The following is a 17,541-nucleotide window of genomic DNA, read 5'->3' on the forward strand; positions in this document are numbered from 1 at the left end:
TTGGAGTTTATCCACCATGAAACTGCGTCACATCGCCATCGTCGCCGGTGTCGCCGTCGCGGCCGTCGGCCTCGCGGCCTGCTCGTCGGAACCGGCAGCGTCGCCGGACGAGCCCACCGATGCGCTCACCATCGCGACCACCTCGAACAACCAGGCGCCGATGGAGGCCGTCGTCGAAGCGTACGAGGAGAAGACCGGCCTCGACGTGAACCTCACCGTCGCCGACACCTCCCAGTTCCAGACCACCGTGCGCACGCAGCTCTCCAGCGGGACCGCGCCCGACGTCTTCACGGTGTGGGCCGGCGGAGGCAACCCGGGCGCCATCGACGTCCTGCAGGGGGCCGGATACCTCGCCGACCTGTCGGACCGTCCCTGGGTCGACGCGGTCGACGAGGGCACTGCCGAGACGCTGCAGATCGACGGGAAGACCTACGGGCTGCCGTCGAAGCTCGACGCCGTCGGCGCCATCTACAACACCGGCACCCTGGCCGAGCTCGGGCTCGAGGTGCCGACGACCTACAGTGAACTGCTCGACTACTGCGCGGATGTGAAGGACGCAGGCAAGGTCGCATTCGCCCTCGGGATCCAGACCGACTGGGTCACGCAGCTCATCCCGTACGCGCTCGTGGCCTCGACCGTCTACGGCGACGCCCCGGACTTCGATGCCGAGCTCACCGATGGATCCGCGACCTTCGCGGGGTCGGGCTGGGGTGACGCCTTCGACAAGTACCTGGAGATGAGCGACGCCGGGTGCTTCAACGACGACCCGCTCGGGACCGACGTGACGGCGTCGTACGCGCTCGTGAACTCGGGCGCCGCGGTGGGCGTCGTGCAGGTGCTGGCCTCGTATCCGCAGATCGCCTCGACGGCCCCGGAGGGAACCGAGTTCGGCTTCTTCGCGCTGCCGGGAGACGACTCCGGCACCACGGCGATCCCCCGCGGCATCGGCGTGAGCTTCGCCGTCAACGAGTCGGCGAAGAACAAGGTCAACGCGCTGGACTTCGTCGACTGGCTCGCGACCCCCGAGGCGACGGCGATCTGGTTCGCGACCGCCCCCGGCATCCCCGCGCTGAGCGACGCCGAGGTCGAACTCGACCCCGTCATGCAGTCCGCCGCCGACATCATCGCCGCCGGCGACACGGCGCCGATGCCCGATCAGGGCTGGCCGAACGCCAAGGCCCAGTCGGCGCTGTTCATCGGCACCCAGCAGCTGTTCTCGGACCAGGCGAGCGTCGACGACGTGCTGCGCGCCATGGACGAGGCCTTCGCCGGCTGACCCCTCCGTCGGATGCACGCGATGAGACGCCTGCATCCGACGTCCGTCCTCCTCCACGCCTCGCTCGAAAGAAGCTCCATCGCCATGCGCTCGCACGACATCATCACCGCCGTACCCCTCTCGTTCGATCAGAGCGGAGGGCTGGACCTCGACGGTTCACGCCGGATCCTCGAATACGTCGCCGCGTCCGGCGTGCAGGGTGCGCTCGTGCTGGGGACGACGGGTGAGTTCCCGGCCCTGTCGATCGAGGAGCGCAACGCCGTCGCGCGCCTGTCGGTGGAGATCCTGGCGGGCGTGCGGGTGATCGTGCACGTGGGGGCGGCGAGCCGGTTCGAGGTGTCGCAGCTCATCCGCGGTGCCCGCGACGCCGGAGCGACGGAGATCGCCGTCCTCACCCCCTATTACCTTCCAGCCACACCCGACGAGGTCTACGACTTCTTCCGCGAGGTCGCGTCGGAGGCCGCTGGACTCGATGTCTACGTCTACATGTTCGAGGCCCGCACCGGCATCCCGGTCGATGCCGATCTCCTCGTCCGTCTCGCAGAGCTGCCCGGGGTCGTCGGAGTGAAGGTGAGCGGTGAATCGCTCGACCTGATCTCGTCCTTCCGGGAACGGCTGCCCGAGGGCTTCCGGATCTACACCGGAGCGGACGGCGACTTCGCGCGCGCCGGACGAGCGGGGGCGGACGGGGTGATCTCGGGTGTCGCATCGGCCTTCGCGGTGCCGTTCGTCGCGATGCGGGACGCTCTTCTCGCGGACGACACCGGTCGCATCGCGACACTGCAGACAGACATCGACGAGGTCGTCGAAGCCGTGGACGGATCCCCCGCGCGCATGCGCGCCGTCCACCGCCTCGCCGGGCGCCCGGTCGGGGGCAAGCGCATGCCCATCCCCGAGCCGGACGCCGAGGTGCTCGCGCGTCTCGAACGCGCCGTGCCTCGTTTTCACTGAAACCGCGGCGTCCGACGACGGGCGTCGCACGACAAAGGAGTTGCAATGCTGCCCTCACACGTCACACTCCGCAGGCGAACGCTCGCTGCGGGTGCGCTGCTGACCGCCGCGGTGCTGGTCGCCGGTCTCGCCGGACCCGCCGTCGCCGACGACGAGTCCGCGCCGATCCGGGTGGTCGACGGCCTCATCGACACCACGTCCCTGATCTCGCTCGGGTTGCCGCAGGCCGAGAACGCCGAGACCGTCACGATCTTCGAACCAGGAGATCAGGACGACAAGTTCAACCACGGGACCGTGCTGCTGCCGTTCCGCGGAAAGCTGTACGCCCAGTGGCAGAGTTCGGCGCTGGACGAGGACGCCCCGGAGACCGTCGTGAAGTACAGCGTCAGCGACGACGGCGAGGTCTGGTCCGAGCCGGTTCCGCTCACGGCGCCGCGCACCGACGGCTACACCTCCAACGGAGGATGGTGGACCGACGGGGAGACCCTCGTCGCCTACCTCAACGTGTGGCCGGCCGCCCTCAAGCCCCGCGGCGGATACACCGAGTACGTCACGAGCACCGACGGCGTGAACTGGTCGGCTCCGCAGCGCGTGACCGACCAGAACGGCGTGCCCGTCGACGGCATCATCGAGCAGGACGTCAAGGCGCTCCCCAGCGGCCGCGTGCTCACGGCGTTCCACGTGCAGCCCGGGTTGCAGGTGAAGCCGTACTACACGGACGACCCCCTCGGAGTGACCGGATGGACGCAGGGGGAGTTCGACAATCAGCCGTATCTGCCCGACGAGATGTCGCGCGAGCTCGAGCCGAGCTGGCACGTCAGGGAGGACGGCTCGATCGTGATGACCTTCCGCGATCAGGGCGGCAGCTCGATGTTCAAGCTCGCCTCCGTCAGCGAGGACGACGGTGCGACCTGGTCGGACTCCGTCGTCACGAACGTGCCGGATTCGCGGACGAAGCAGAGCGCGGGAAACCTGCCCGACGGCACCGCCTACCTCGTCGGCAGCCTGACCGGGACCAAGACCCGCTTCCCGCTGGTCATCGTCCTGAGCGCTGATGGAGAGACGTTCGACGACGGATACGTCCTGCGCGACGCGAACGATCTTCAGCCGCGCCGATACGAAGGCAAGTCCAAGAACCTCGGCTACAGCTACCAGAAGAGCGTCCTCTGGGGCGACGACCTCTACGTCTCGTACGGCACGAACAAGGAGGACGTCGAGCTGACCCGCATTCCGGTGCAGGACCTCGCTCAGCGGGATGTCCCGGGGGCGGTGGCCGCGCCGACGGCGGTGGGCTCCGGCCGATCGCTGCAGGTGGCATGGGCCGCGCCGGCCGACGCGGGCGACTCCGCGATCACGGGCTACGTGGTCGAGGCGGTGGCGACGTCAGGGCGCACGATCCGCGTCGAGGTCGCGGCCGGAGAGACGAGCACGACACTCGCGGACGTGCACCCCGGACGCTACCGGGTCACGGTCACGGCGGTGAACGAGTTCGGCGAGGGCGAGCGGTCTGCGCCCTCCGGGTGGACCAACGTCACGGGCGGTCGAGGCTGACGCCTGCTCGGTGAGTGCGGATGCCGTGGGGGAGACCCCACGGCATCCGTCGTTTCTGCAGGCTGGCGGGTGGCGGCGTCGACGTTTCCCGCGGCCGGAGCCCTAGCAATCTGAAATCGATTTCGCTAGATTCGGCATCTCATCTGCCGCTCGACGAGGAGCACCATGTCCGACACCCCCGCCCGCCGCCTGCGCCGTCTGCGCCCGATCGCCGCGGCGGCATCCGTCGTCGTCGCGCTCGGCCTCGCCGCCTGTTCCGGAGGCACCGCGAACGACGACACCGTGGACATCGACACCGATCAGGACAAGCCGTTCGTCCTCGATGGCGTGTCGGGTCTCACCGAGGTCGCGCAGCTCACCGGTCCCGCGGCCATCAACGACACCGAGTCCGTCGGCGTCGCCGGCACCGACCTGGGGTCGATGGCGACCGTCGGCGACAAGACCTTCTTCTTCTTCGGCGACACCTTCGGCGAGCGGGCGCCGGGGACCACGGGTGGCCAGGGTGGGCAGTGGCGCTCGAACGTCGCCGCATGGAGCACCGACGACGACCCCTCCGACGGCATCTTCTTCGACGGGTGGGTGAGCGACGGCATCGGTCTCGCGGCCCCGATGATCGAGGGTGACCACGATGCGAACGACGGGAGCGGTGAGGTGACGAAGATCCCCACCGCCGGCTTCGCGATTGGGGACACGATCTACGTCTCCTACATGTCGGTGAGCTTCTGGGGCGACCCCGGGGCCTGGGATTCCCGCCGTTCCGCACTCATCGTCTCGCGGGACGACGGCCAGAGCTGGGATCCGGTGGAGGGTGTCGAATGGCCGGGGGACTCGAACTTCGTCCAATTCGCCGCCGCTCCCGTGACCGAGGCGGGCAAGGACTGGATCTACCTGTGGGCGATCCCGTCCGGCCGGTTCGGGGAGGTGAAGCTGATGCGCGTCCCCGCGACGGAGGAGGCGGTCGAGGACCAGTCGGCCTACTCCTACTACGCGGGTCTCGAGGGTGAGAGTCCGCGGTGGAGCGACGACATGACCGAGGCGGAGACCATCGTCGAGGGGACCATCGGCGAGCTCTCGGTGATGTGGTCGACGTACCTCGAACGGTGGATCATGACGTATTCGGATGCCGGGAACGCATACATCCGCGAGGGGATCACGCCGTGGGGTCCATGGGGAGAGCCGATCGAGGTGATCGACGGTGGCGACTATCCCGGGCTGTACGCGCCGTATCTGAATCCCCGCCAGGTGTCGGACGACGGGCGACGGATCTACTTCACCCTCTCGCTCTGGGACCCCTACAACGTGTTCTGGTTCTCGGTGGACCTCGACCGCGCCGCGGACGGATGACCCTCTCGCGACTCTTGCGCATGAAATCGATTTCGCCTACTCTGACGCATACCCGATCACCGCGGATCGACGTGCGCTGGTCGGTACCCATCGGCAGGAGCCGAGACACAGCACGACTCGAAGATGAGTGACGTCCTGAGGAGGACCAATGCGGAAGACACGCAGTCGCATGTGGAAGGTCGCAGCATCCGTCGCCGTGGCCGGCATCGCCCTGAGCGGGTGCTCCGGCGGTGGCGGCGGCGGAGGAGCGGGCGCGGAAGGAGAGCCGGACAGCGGCGAGCTGAACTTCGTCTACATGGGCGACGCCGATCAGCAGAAGGCCTTCAACGCGCTGTTCGCCGAGTTCAACAAGGAATACCCCGACATCAAGCTCAAGGCCGTCGGCATCCCGAGCGGCAACTGGGCCACGTTCTCGACCACCGTCGCGACCCGCTTGGCGGGCGGCCAGAAGATCGACATCATCCAGGTCGCCACCGAGGGCCAGCGCCTCTTCGCCTCCAAGGGGATCCTCGCCGACCTCGCCCCCTACATCGAGCAGGACCAGGACGTCGTCGACGACTACTGGGACGACATCAGCCCCAACCTGCAGAAGTTCAACGAGGAGTTCGCGGCCGGCCCCGAGGGGGAGACCGTGTTCATCCCCGGCGGGTTCAACACCATGGCCATGTACCTCAACAAGGACGTCTTCGAGAAGGCCGGTGTCGCGATCCCGGAGGACGGCAACTGGACCTGGGACGAGTTCGTCGCCGCCGGAAAGCAGATCAAGGAGAAGACCGGTGCGTACCTGGTCGGCGCCGGATCGGGCTACTTCGTCGATGTGATGCCGTGGCTCACCACCAACGGCGCCAGCACGTTCAACGAGGACTGGAGCACCCCCACCTACAACTCGCCCGAGGCCGTCGCCTCCGCGGAGTTCGCCCGCAGCCTGGTCGAGATGGGCCTCGCCCCGAAGCCCGGCGGTCAGTTCGACGGCAACACCGCGTTCAAGCAGGGCAAGCTCGCCATCCTGAGTGGAGGACGCTGGCCCGTGCTCGGTGTGCGCGAGCTCGACATGGTCGACAAGACCGTCGTCGTGAACTGGCCGACCCAGACCGGCAACGGCTCACCCGTCGGATGGGACGCCTGGAACATCGCGAAGAACAGCGACAACAAGCAGGCCGCCTGGACGTTCATCAAGTTCCTGATGTCGGAGGAGGCCGGCAGCTACTTCGCCGAGATCGGCGGAACCATCGTCCCCGCGCGGGAGTCCGTCGCGAACTCGCCCGCGTTCACCGACAATGCGCCGGAGGGCACCATCCGGTTGAGCGAGGCGATGTCGTTCGCGACGCCGATCCCGTCGATCGACCAGGGCGCCGAGGCGCAGAAGGTGATCGAAGAGGCCTGGGGCACGATCATCGCCGGCCAGGGGGAGGCGCAGAAGACCCTCGACGCGGCGCAGGCCGAGTTGGAGAAGCTGGTCGGTGAGTAGTCTGACCGCTGCCCGTCCGGTGCGGCGCCCTGGAGCCGAGCTCCAGCGGCGTCGCACCGCGATCACGGGTTGGATGTTCGTCAGCCCCGCGCTGCTGCTGTTCCTCGTGTTCGTCGCCGGACCGTTCGTGTTCGCGATCGTGCTCGCGTTCCTGAAGTGGGACATGCTCACGCAGCCCGAGTTCGTCGGCCTCGACAACTTCGCGACGCTGTTCTCGGACCCGATCCTGCCGCAGGTGCTGCTGAACACCTTCGTGTTCGCCTTCGCATCGATCGTCACCCACCTGGTGTTCGGGCTGCTGCTCGCGCTGGCCGTGAACCGGGTGGCGAGTCGCGTGCTGAGCTACTTCGCGCGCGTGGCGATCTTCTTCCCGTTCCTCATCTCGTGGGCCGCGGTCGCACTGCTATGGAAGTACGTGCTCGATCCCACGTTCGGCTACGTGGCGCAGTACGCGGCCGGCTTCGGAATCGAACTGCCCAACTTCTTCGCCGATCCCGCGTGGGCCATGCCGGCGATCATCTTCATCGACCTCTGGCACACCGTCGGGTTCACGTTCATCATCATGCTGGCGGGTCTCCAGACCGTGCCGAGTGAACTCGTGGAAGCGGCGCGCACCGACGGCGCGACGTCGTGGCAGGTGTTCTGGAACGTCACGCTGCCGCTGATGTCGCCGACCCTGTTCTTCGCGACGATCATCACCTTCATCGGCGCGTTCCAGATCTTCGACCCCATCCAGATCATCACCAAGGGCGGGCCGCAGAACTCCACGACCACGATCATCATGTATCTGTACGAGAAGGGCTTCCAGGCGTTCGACATGGGCTACGCCGCCGCCGTCGCCCTGCTCGTGTTCCTCATCATCATGGGAGTCACCGTGTTGCAGTTCCTCGGCCGCCGGAAGTGGGTGCACGAATCATGACGCTGCTGCCACCCGCCGTCGATCCGGCGCAGACCGATGTCCTCACCCGTGTCGAGCGCGCTCGCCTTCGCCGCCGCCACCGGCCGAGTGTCGGAGGGGTGATCGTCGACATCGTGCTCGTGGTCTTCGGCATCCTCATGCTCTCGCCGCTGATCTGGCTCATCGTCCAGAGCCTCACCGAGCCCGAGTTCGCCTTCGCGTCGCCGCCCCGGTGGCTGCCGATCCCGTTCACGGTCGAGAACTTCGGCGACGTGTTCGAATACATGCCGTTCTTCCAGCAGTTCGGCAACTCGCTCGCGCTCGCGCTGATCTCGACCGTCGGAGCCCTGTTCTTCTCCGTGCTCGCCGCGTACGCGTTCGCCAGGATCGACTTCCGCGGCAGCCGGGTGCTGCTGGTCGTGATGCTCTCGGCCCTCATGGTGCCGGGGCAGCTGGTGATCATCCCGATCTTCATCATGATGCGCCAGCTCGGCCTCGTCGACACCCTGGCCTCGCTGTGGCTTCCGGCCCTGATCAACGTGTTCCAGATCTTCTTCCTCTCGCAGTACTTCAAGACGATCCCCCGTGAGCTCGACGAGGCGGCGCGGCTCGATGGTGCAGGACACCTGTGGATCCTGTTCCGCATGCTCATCCCGCTGTCGGCGCCAGCGGTCGCCGCCCTCGCGATCCTCGGGTTCGAGGCATCGTGGAACGGCTACTTCGGGCCGTTGATCTTCCTGTCGAGCCCGGAGAACATGACGCTTCCGCTCGGACTGGTCACGCTGCAGAACGGGTTCGGCGCCGCGCCGGCGGTCATCGTGTTCGCCGCGATCACCATGGTCGTCGTGCCGCTGCTCGTGGTCTTCCTGGCCTTCCAACGTCAGATCGTGGAGAGTGTCGCGTCGACGGGACTGAAGGGATGACCGGGGTGACCGCGCCCGTGCGCGGCTCCATCGACCCGGTGCTCCTGCGGCTGCCCGGAGCGGCCTGGCGTGCGCTCGCACCTCTCGGCGTCACCGGTGTGACGGGACTGGCGGCGTGGGCCTTCGCGACGGCGCTGCTCGGCCCCGGGTCGCCACTCGTCCCGGTGCTCGTCGTCGGCGCTTCGGCGTTCCCTGCCGCCTGGGCGCTCGGCTCGATGCACGACCGGATCTTCGACCGTCCTCCCGCGCGCTACGGGCGGCGCCTGACCCTCATGCTCCTCGGCGCGGGTATGCCCGCCGTGGCGGTGGCGTGGTCGATGCTCACAGCCGCCGTGGCCGAGGCGGCGGCCGTACCCCTGTTCCCGGTGCTCGCGGTGGCCGCGACCCTCGTGGCCGTACTCTGCGCGATCGTCGCGGTGGTCGCCGTACCGGTGGGGGCGATGCGTGACGACGTGAGTCTGCGCACGCTCGTGACCGTGTCCGCCGTCGCGGCATTGCGTCGTCCGGCGGGACCCCTCGCCGCGCTGGCCGCCTCGTCGGCGCTCACCTGGCTCGGACTCACCTGGTTCGGTGGGCTCCTGCTGTTCGTCGCCCCGGTGCTCATGGTGCTCGCGGTGGCCGCAGCCTGGCCGGCGGCCACGGCATCCGGCGTCGCCCTTCCCCCGCTCCCGCCCGCCCGCCGACCCGCCAGAGGAGAATCATGACGGACATCCTGCCGCAGTCCCGCCCCCACACCGAGGCTCCGGCCCTCGCGATGCCGGTCGGGGGGATCGGCACCGGCGGATTCGCGGTGAACGCCGACGGCTCGCTGCGTCAATGGCAGCTGCAGGGGATGCCGAACCACCTCGGCGCTCTGCCGGGCACGGGGTTCTGGATGCGGGTGACCCAGGTCGAGCCGCCCCTCAACGTGATCTCGATGGTGCAGGGCACCCCCGTGCCGGACCCCGCGGCGTCGCTCACCACCGACGGGCATGTGCCGGAGTGGATGACGGCAGCGGCCGAGGCCTTCGGCACGTTCGAGTCCGCCTCGTTCCGGGGGACCTATCCGATCGCCGAGGTCGACCTCACCGACACCCGTCATCCCGTGGCGGTGCGGATGCGTGTGCTCAATCCGCTCGCACCGCGCGATGTCGAGTTCAGCTCGATCCCGACCGGGATGTTCGAGTTCACGCTCACCAACACCGGACCGATCGCGGTGCACGGCACGCTCGCCGGCTCACTCCTCAACGCGATCGGCTGGGATGGCATCACGCCCATCTCCGACAGCACACCGGGGCTCGGCGGCAACGTCAACCGGCTGCGCCGCGGCAAGGGGTGGTCGCGCATCGTCATGGACAACCCGTCCCTCGACGAGAGCGACCAGCTCGCCGGTCAGCTCGTCCTCGCGGCCGACGACGAGAGCGCGGCCGTCCTCACCCGATGCAGCGGGCTCGAGCACCTGGACGCCTTCCTGCGCTCGCGCGCGGCCAACGACGGTCGGTCCCGGCTCGCTCTCGCTCCCACGGTGGGTGATCCGCAGCTCAACGCGCCTCGCGGCGGAACCGGAGCCAGTGCGCAGGGACGGTCGTGGCTCGGCGTGGTCGGTGTCCCGTTCGCCCTCGAGCCAGGGGCGTCCCGCACCATCCGCTTCTCGATCTCCTGGCATCTGCCGAACCGCTTCGTCGACATCGAGCAGTTCGGGCGGCCGCACCCCGAGTGGGGGTCATCGCGCTTCTACCTCGGCAACGCGTACGGACTGCGATTCCTCGACGCGATGGACGTGCAGTCGACGGTCGAGCGACGCTGGGGTGAACTCACCGAGCGCACCGCGAAGTGGACCTCGACACTCGTCGACTCCAGCCTCGACCCCCGCGAGGTCGAGCACCTGGCCGCGCAGGCCGCCTACGTTCGCAGCCCGACGTGCTTCATCGGCGCCGACGGCAGGTTCTACGGTTACGAGGGATCGCTCGGCGACTCGACCTGGATGTGGTCGGGCGTCTTCGGTGGATCGTGTCCGCTCAACTGCACCCACGTCTGGCAGTACGAGGCGGCGCTCGCGGGTCTCTGGCCGAGCCTCGAGCGTGACATGCGCGACACCGAGTTCGACGTGATGCAGGCCGCCGACGGCGCGATCCCGCACCGGCTGCGTGTGCCGACCTATCTGCCGCAGATGACGGACGAGTTCATCGGCGGACCGGAGGAGCCCGCGCTCGACGGCATGCTCGCGACCATCCTCAAATCCCTCAGGGACGTGCAGCGCGGTGCCGGTCGTGACTGGCTGGAGCGGCGGTGGCCGCAGCTCGTCAGGCTCTATACGCACATCGTCGACCGCTGGGACGGCGACGGCGACGGCGTGCTCCGCGGCATCCAGCCCAGCACCCACGACATCGACCTCGCGGGGGCGAACCCGTTCATGGGCACGCTGTGGCTCGCGGCGCTGCGGGCCTACGAGGAGCTGGCTCTTCTCGTCGGAGATGCCGACGCGGCGACCGAGGCGCAGGAGCGGTTCCAGTCGGGGTCACAGATGTACGATGACGCACTCTTCGACGGCACCCACTACATCCAGGTGCTCGACGAGGGCGACCCGGAGGACTACCAATGGCGCACCGGGGTGCTCTCGGATCAGGTCATCGGACAGTGGTGGGCCCATCAGCTCGGACTCGGCCACATCCTGCCGCCGGAGCACGTGCGCAGCGCTCTGCGTCACGTGGTCGCCTCGAACCTCCGGCACGGCTTCGCCGACTTCGAGCATCCCTACCGGGTCTATGCCGACACTGCGGAGGACGTCGGGCTGCTGATGTGCACCTGGCCTGAGGGCGGCCGCCCCGACGTGCCGACCCGTTACGCGGACGAGGTGTGGACGGGCATCGAGTGGCAGGTCGCGGCGCACTGCGTCTTCGAGGGGCTGGAAGACGAGGCACGGCAGGTGCTGGACGGGCTCTGGAACCGTCATGACGGCCGCCGCCGCAACCCGTACAACGAGATCGAGTGCGGCGACCACTACGCCAGGGCCATGGCGGGGTGGACGCTGCTCCAGGCCCGGTCGGGTGTGCGCGTCGATGAGGCGAACGGCGAACTGCACGTCGGCGCTCCCGGCCGCTGGCCCTGGGTCGGCTCAGCCGGGTACGGCACGGTGACCGTCGGCGAACAGGTGGAGATCGACGTGGTCGAGGGGGACTGCCCCTTCACGGTGGTGCGCGCGGGCTGAGCGGGCGGGGACTGATCCCCGCAGGGCCCGGTCCTGCGGGGCTCAGTCCTGCGGGGCTCAGTCCTGCGGCGGCCGCGAGGGGGAGGCCCCGATGTCCGGCACGGGAGCGGACCCCAGGTGCACCTCCAAGTCGTCAGCTGTCGGCGTCTTCGGGCGACGAGCCGTCGGCCGGTCGAGGTAGAACATCGCCGTCGAGGCGATGTCGTCGCGCAGCGGGAGATAGCGCCAGCCGCTGCGCCAGCCGAGCGCCTGGATGTCGACCTTCGGGATGCCCGTCGCGAAGTGGATCGGGTCGAGCAGGTGCCACCGATACATGCCGAACCGCTGCTGCGACACGTAGAGGCCGTCGGGGCGGATTACCTGGGGCATCCCGAGGTACGGCGTCGAGAACTCGGTGTACCCCCGGCCCGGGATGTCGAAGTTCCAGGCGCCGCCGAAGTAGTCCTCGGTGCCGGTGCCGCAGATCGTCGGATGGTCGGTGTCGTCGTCGAGGTAGAACTTGATCTCGCCCTCGCCCCACCAGCCGTTGGAGTTCACTCCCCACGCGATGTACGTGCCCACGTACTGGCCCTGCCCCTCGATGCCCTCGAGGATCACGTGCGGGGTGAGCTCCTCCAAGGGGTTCGATCGCCGCCATTGCGCGTGGAAGTAGGCGTCGTTCGCGTGGTCGCCGCCGACCTCGTAGGTCACCTGGTAGTACACGCGCACGTCGACGACGGAGGTGTTCTCGATCGTGAGGCGCGCACCATCGCGGAACGGCATCGGCCAGTACGAGTTGAAGCCGCCGTGGGGGTTGGCGGCGATGGTCTGCGAGTTCACCTGCGCGAAGACGCCCCATCCGTTGCAGAAGAAGTCGCCGTACGGCACCTCGACCGCCGGCTCCTCCGCCCCGTCCCAATACGCCCGCAGCAGCAGGGTGCGCCAGTTGTCGGTGTGCGTCGTGATCCAGATGTGGGTGATCTTGCCCGCTCCGCGGATGCTCGCGAGCTCGAACGTCTCGCCGGCCTTGATGTCGACGCTCGGCGAGATCTTCCAGCCGGGGCCGAGGTCGCGAGCGTTCGCGGCGCCCGTTCCCTCGGTCGCCCGGCCGCCGCCCCCCGCGGAGCCGTCGAAGTTCTCGGGTGAGATGGAGCGGGTCTGGATCGGCCGCAGCGCCGCGAGAGATGCCAGATCAGAGGGTGCAGAAGTCATGGCCGCCAATGTAATCGATTTCAGATCGGAACACCAGAGAACGCGAACGTGCGCGATACTGTTGCTTCACGTCCGGCGCGATCGGACAGGCAGTGAGGGTGCATGACCACGATCTACGACGTCGCAGAGCTCGCGGGGGTCTCTCCCGCGACGGTCTCGCGCGTGTTCAACGGGACGAGCGTGTCGGACGAGAAGGTCGCAGCCGTGCGCGACGCCGCCGCCAAGCTCAAGTTCACCCCGAACCGCACCGCCCGCACGCTGCGCCGCCAGAGCTCCGAGGTGATCGCGCTCGTGATCCCCGACATCGAGAACCCCTACTTCACCGAGATGGCTCGCGGGGTGGAGGACGTCGCCTCCGAGGCCGGGTACTCGGTCGTGCTCTGCAACTCCGATGCGCAGCTCGAGAAGGAGGCCACGTACCTCCGGATCGCGATCGCCGAGCACATGTCGGGTGTGATCATCGCCACCGCCGATGAGCACTCCGATCTCGAGACGATCCTCGCCACCGGCCGTCCCGTGGTCGCCGTCGACCGCAGCACCACGTACGACATCGACGGTGTCGTCATGGCCAACCGCGCCGCCGGCACCTCCGCCACCCAGGACCTGATCAACGCCGGCTACCGGCGCATCGCCTACATCGGCGGACCCGAGCACATCGACACGGCCGCCGAGCGCGCGGCGGGATGGCGTGCGGCGCTCGCCGCAGCGCACCCCGACCTCGATCCGGATGAGCTCGCGCGATTCGCGACCTTCCGCGTCGATGGCGGTCGCGCCGCGATGGAGGAGCTTCTCGCGCTTCCCGAGCCGCCGGATGCCGTGGTGGCGGGCAACAACCTCATCGGCGTCGGCGCCATCCAGGTGCTGACCGAACACGGACTCACCCCGCCGGAGGTCGGAGTCGCGGTCATCGGCTCACTGCCGTTCACGACTCTGTCGCCCACGGCCGTCACCGTCGTGCGGCTGCCCGCCCGGCACATGGGTGTGACCGCTGCGCGGATGCTGCTCGAGCGCATCAAGGGCGATCAGCAGCCGGCTCGGACGGTCGTGCTGCGCAACGAGGTGCAGCCCGCGAACCCGCGGAGCTGAACGGGGTCAGCGAGAACGCCAGAACCGGGTCGCGAGGTTCGCGACCTCTTTGTCGAGTTCTTCGAGTCGGTGATCGATCGAGCCGAAGCGCGCCTCGAACTTCGCGTCCATGCCGTCGAACTTCGCGTCCATCGCATCGAAGCGCGCCTCGAACTTCGCGTCCATGCCGTCGAACTTCGCGGTCAGCTCGCCGCGGAGCGACGTGATCATCCTGTCGTTCTGACGCATGAGCAGCGTGAGCGCACCCAGCATGAAGACGGCGAAGACGCCGATCAGAGTCCAGACCTGAGGCTCGTTCATCTGCATGTCTCCATCCTGTGCGGGAGAGCCCACGTTGTCACGGTATTCCGGTGGTCCCTGACCTCGGGAACGGTCATTGTGAGGAGGCCGCGGGGCGGATTTCCTGTGCAGGAAGAGTGGCTCCCTTGCATCATGAAATCGATTTCGCGTACAGTGGCCACCAGATCGGCGGACGTCGACGTCCGACATCAGGGAGGACACATATGCGCTGCACCCTCGGGGTGGACATCGGCACATCGAGCAGCAAGGGCGTGCTCGTGGATGCCACCGGTTCCATCGTCGCGACCGCGACGAGGGCGCACGACGTCGACCGCCCGCACACCGGCTGGGTGGAGATGGACGCGCGGATCTGGTGGGACGAATTCGTGTCGCTCGCCCGAGAGCTCATCGGAGCGGTCGCCGACGTGGAGATCGCCGGGGTCGGAGTCAGCGGGATGGGGCCGTGCATCCTGCTCGCCGACGAGAGCGACGAGCCCGTGCGCCCCGCCATCCTCTACGGGGTCGACACCCGCTCCACGGCCCAGATCGACAGGATCACCCGGGAACTCGGCGTCGACGAGATCACCCGGCTCGGCGGCTCGACGCTGACCTCGCAGGCCGGCGGACCGAAGATCGCCTGGGTCGCCGATGAGGAGCCCGACGCCTGGGCGCGGGCCCGACGCCTGTACATGCCGGCTTCCTGGCTCGCCGGCCGACTGACCGGCGCCTACGTGCTCGACCACCAGTCCGCCAGCCAGGTGTCGCCGCTCTACGACATCGACCACGCGCGCTGGCATGACGCGTGGTGGGCGAGATACGCCGGCCCGATCGCGCAGCCTCGGCTGCTGTGGGCAGGGGACGTCGCCGGCGAGGTCACGACGGAGGCCGCCGCGGCCACGGGCATCCCCGCGGGCACCCCGGTGATCGCGGGGACGATCGACGCGTGGACCGAGGCGGTGAGCGTCGGCGCGCACGAGGTGGGTGACCTCATGCTCATGTACGGCACGACGATGTTCATGGTGTTCACGAACGGCACCGAGAGCCTGCGCACGCCCTCCATGTGGACGACGGCCGGAGCGTTCGACGGCACGCGCAACCTCGCAGGAGGGCTCTCGACCTCCGGCGCTCTCACCGCATGGATGACCGAGCTCACGGGAGCCGACTATCCCGTACTCCTCGCTGAAGCCGAGGCCTCAGGACCCGGCGCCGGAGGGGTGCTCATGCTGCCGTACTTCGCGGGGGAGCGCACACCGATCCAAGACCCCGACGCTCGCGGCGTGATCGCCGGCCTCACGCTCGCGCACACGCGCGGCGACCTTTACCGCGCAGCGTTGGAGGCCACCGCGCTGGGGGTGCGGCACAACGTCGAGACGATGCGCGCAGCGGGCGCCGACATCCGTCGGATCGTCGCCGTCGGCGGCGGGACCCAGGGGCGGCTCTGGCTGCAGATCGTGTCGGACGTCACGGGTCTCGTGCAGGAGCTGCCGGAGACGACGATCGGCGCGAGCTACGGCGCGGCCTTCCTCGCCGCGACCGCGACGGCGGCTCCCGGGGCGGCACCCGCCATCACCGACTGGAACCCGATCGCCGAGCGCATCCGGCCGCAGACGCAGCTGCAGCCCCTCTACGACACCCTCTTCGACCGGTATTTGCGCTTGTACGAGGGCTCACGGTCCGTCATCCACGATCTCGCCGCCGCGCAGCGGAGCACCGAACCCATCCCCAACCCGGAGGCATCATGACCACCTACACCCTGCCGGCCCCGGCCGCTCGTCCCGCAGCCGCCCCGCAGACCGCGTACCTCATCACCTCGGGTGACCTTCGTGAATCGGCGAACGTCGCGGGGTGGCCGACCCAGGCCGACCTCGAGGCAGGCGTCACCGGGGTGCTGACGTCGCTCGGGTGGGAGGTCGTCCGCCCCTTCGGCGTCGATCCGGTCACCGGTCATGGCTTCATCTCGAGCCAGCGGATGGGCCTCGAGGTGTTCCGGAACATCCCGGTGGACGCGCCCCTGGTCGTGGCTATCGCGAACTGGCAGTACTCGCATCACGTGCTCGCAGGTCTTCGCACGCATGAAGGGCCGATCCTCACGGTCGCGAACTTCGCCGGGGACTGGCCGGGCCTCGTCGGACTCCTCGGTCTGAACGCGGGGCTCACCAAGATGGGCAAGCCCTACGCCACGACCTGGTCGGTCGATTTCACCGACGAGTGGTTCACGGATGGCATCAGGGAGTGGACCGAGACCGGCTCCGTCACGCACGACGCCTCGCATGTGCGCGCCCTACCCGCCCTCCCGGACAGTCCCGAGAAGCAGTTGGGCGAAGCGCTCGCCGCGCAACTCCTCGCCGACAAGGCCATCATCGGCGTCTTCGACGAGGGGTGCATGGGCATGTACAACGCGATCTTCGACGACGAGCTGCTCAACCGCACCGGCATCTACAAGGAACGCCTGTCGCAGTCGGCGCTCTACGCCGAGATGCTGGAGGTCGCCGACGACGAGGCTGATGCCGCGTACGACTGGCTGATCGACGCCGGAATGACATTCCGGTACGGCGAGGATGCCACCACCGAGCTCACGCGCGAGCAGGTGCAGTGGCAGCTGAAGATGTACATCGCCGCGCTGCGCATCGCCGACGACTTCGGCCTCGATGCCGTCGGCATCCAGTACCAGCAGGGCCTGAAAGACCTGGTGCCCGCCTCGGATCTGGCCGAGGGGATCCTGAACTCCACGGAACGTCCGCCGGTGCTGTCGCGCGACGGTTCACGAGTGCTGCATGAGGGGCGCGCGTTCCCGCACTTCAACGAGGCCGACGAGGGGGTCGCGGTCGACGCCCTCGTGACCGATCGGGTGTGGCGCGCGATGGGACTGGTCCCCGACAACACGCTGCACGACGTGCGGTGGGGGGAGGACTTCGACGGGCAGTTCGTGTGGGTGTACGAGATCTCCGGCTCCGTGCCGGGGTCGCATCTGGGCGGCTGGCAGAACGCCGAGGGCTGGCGCCAGGGGCATGTGTTCTTCCCGGCGGGGGGCGCCACGATCAACGGCGTCTCGAAGCCGGGGGAGATCGTGCTGTCGCGGGTGTTCATCGCCGACGGCATCCTGCAGGCCGACATCTTCCGCGCGAGCGTCGTCGAGCTGCCGGCGGAGGAGACGCAGCGGCGCAAGGACGCGACGAACCCGGAGTGGCCGATCGCTCACGTGGTGCTGCACGGCATCTCTCGTGACCAGTTCATGGCCCGCCACAAGGCCAACCACGCCCAGCTCGTCTACGCGCCCGATGCCGAGACCGCCGACAGGGCACTCGTCGCGAAGGCCGCGATGTTCGCGGGTATGGGGATCGCCGTCAACCTCGTGGGCGACGTCGCGATCTGATCGGGGCCCGTGCC

14 protein-coding genes are annotated in these 17,541 nt (G+C 68.5%); 12 read left to right on the top strand and 2 right to left on the bottom strand.

Features of this window, described 5'->3' with window-relative positions; all coding sequences use genetic code 11:
• The first annotated feature begins 16 nt into the window (after positions 1-16).
• The 9 genes from AB0E56_RS04355 (at position 17) to AB0E56_RS04395 (ending at position 11,598) form a co-directional block, all read left to right on the top strand.
• A complete protein-coding gene (locus AB0E56_RS04355) occupies positions 17-1,276 on the top strand; it encodes an extracellular solute-binding protein (protein WP_359796928.1) in 1,260 nt (419 codons plus the stop codon).
• 84 nt (positions 1,277-1,360) lie between these two features.
• The gene (locus AB0E56_RS04360) at positions 1,361-2,227 is read left to right on the top strand and encodes a dihydrodipicolinate synthase family protein (RefSeq protein ID WP_359796930.1); all 867 of its coding nucleotides are present in this window, start codon (positions 1,361-1,363) and stop codon (positions 2,225-2,227) included.
• A gap of 45 nt (positions 2,228-2,272) precedes the next feature.
• Positions 2,273-3,778: an exo-alpha-sialidase gene (locus tag AB0E56_RS04365; protein ID WP_359796931.1), complete on the top strand. Its 1,506-nt coding sequence runs from the start codon at positions 2,273-2,275 to the stop codon at positions 3,776-3,778.
• Between the two features lie 165 nt (positions 3,779-3,943).
• On the top strand, positions 3,944-5,122 hold the full coding sequence (locus AB0E56_RS04370; RefSeq protein WP_359796933.1) for a DUF4185 domain-containing protein: 1,179 nt from the start codon (positions 3,944-3,946) through the stop codon (positions 5,120-5,122).
• 148 nt (positions 5,123-5,270) lie between these two features.
• The gene (locus AB0E56_RS04375; protein ID WP_359796935.1) at positions 5,271-6,590 is read left to right on the top strand and encodes a sugar ABC transporter substrate-binding protein; all 1,320 of its coding nucleotides are present in this window, start codon (positions 5,271-5,273) and stop codon (positions 6,588-6,590) included.
• The gene (locus AB0E56_RS04380) at positions 6,583-7,509 is read left to right on the top strand and encodes a sugar ABC transporter permease (protein ID WP_359796936.1); all 927 of its coding nucleotides are present in this window, start codon (positions 6,583-6,585) and stop codon (positions 7,507-7,509) included. The genes AB0E56_RS04375 and AB0E56_RS04380 overlap by 8 nt, the downstream gene beginning before the upstream one ends.
• Positions 7,506-8,411: a carbohydrate ABC transporter permease gene (locus AB0E56_RS04385; protein WP_359796938.1), complete on the top strand. Its 906-nt coding sequence runs from the start codon at positions 7,506-7,508 to the stop codon at positions 8,409-8,411. Before AB0E56_RS04380 ends, AB0E56_RS04385 begins: the two co-directional genes overlap by 4 nt.
• 5 nt (positions 8,412-8,416) lie before the next feature.
• Positions 8,417-9,115, top strand: a complete 699-nt coding sequence (locus tag AB0E56_RS04390) for a hypothetical protein (protein ID WP_359796939.1) — start codon at positions 8,417-8,419, stop codon at positions 9,113-9,115.
• Entirely contained in the window at positions 9,112-11,598 is a 2,487-nt protein-coding gene (locus AB0E56_RS04395; protein ID WP_359796941.1) for a GH116 family glycosyl-hydrolase, read from the top strand. The genes AB0E56_RS04390 and AB0E56_RS04395 overlap by 4 nt, the downstream gene beginning before the upstream one ends.
• Before the next feature lie 57 nt (positions 11,599-11,655).
• Here AB0E56_RS04395 and AB0E56_RS04400 read toward each other — a convergent pair whose 3' ends face one another.
• The gene (locus AB0E56_RS04400; protein ID WP_359796943.1) at positions 11,656-12,789 is read right to left on the bottom strand and encodes a glycoside hydrolase family 172 protein; all 1,134 of its coding nucleotides are present in this window, start codon (positions 12,787-12,789) and stop codon (positions 11,656-11,658) included.
• A 102-nt stretch (positions 12,790-12,891) separates the two neighbouring features.
• Here AB0E56_RS04400 and AB0E56_RS04405 point away from each other — a divergent pair, with 102 nt between their 5' ends.
• Entirely contained in the window at positions 12,892-13,875 is a 984-nt protein-coding gene (locus AB0E56_RS04405) for a LacI family DNA-binding transcriptional regulator (RefSeq protein ID WP_359796945.1), read from the top strand.
• 6 nt (positions 13,876-13,881) lie between these two features.
• On the opposite strand, the gene AB0E56_RS04410 is transcribed toward AB0E56_RS04405, so the two are convergent.
• Positions 13,882-14,181: a hypothetical protein gene (locus AB0E56_RS04410; protein ID WP_183151200.1), complete on the bottom strand. Its 300-nt coding sequence runs from the start codon at positions 14,179-14,181 to the stop codon at positions 13,882-13,884.
• Between the two features lie 197 nt (positions 14,182-14,378).
• Between AB0E56_RS04410 and AB0E56_RS04415 the strand changes: the two genes are divergently transcribed.
• Together AB0E56_RS04415 and AB0E56_RS04420 are read left to right on the top strand one after the other, a co-directional pair.
• The gene (locus AB0E56_RS04415; protein ID WP_359796947.1) at positions 14,379-15,896 is read left to right on the top strand and encodes an FGGY family carbohydrate kinase; all 1,518 of its coding nucleotides are present in this window, start codon (positions 14,379-14,381) and stop codon (positions 15,894-15,896) included.
• Positions 15,893-17,527: a fucose isomerase gene (locus AB0E56_RS04420; protein ID WP_359796949.1), complete on the top strand. Its 1,635-nt coding sequence runs from the start codon at positions 15,893-15,895 to the stop codon at positions 17,525-17,527. Before AB0E56_RS04415 ends, AB0E56_RS04420 begins: the two co-directional genes overlap by 4 nt.
• The last annotated feature ends 14 nt before the right edge of the window (positions 17,528-17,541 follow it).

This window comes from Microbacterium sp. NPDC028030 (assembly GCF_040637855.1).
Classification (GTDB): Bacteria; Actinomycetota; Actinomycetes; order Actinomycetales; family Microbacteriaceae; genus Microbacterium.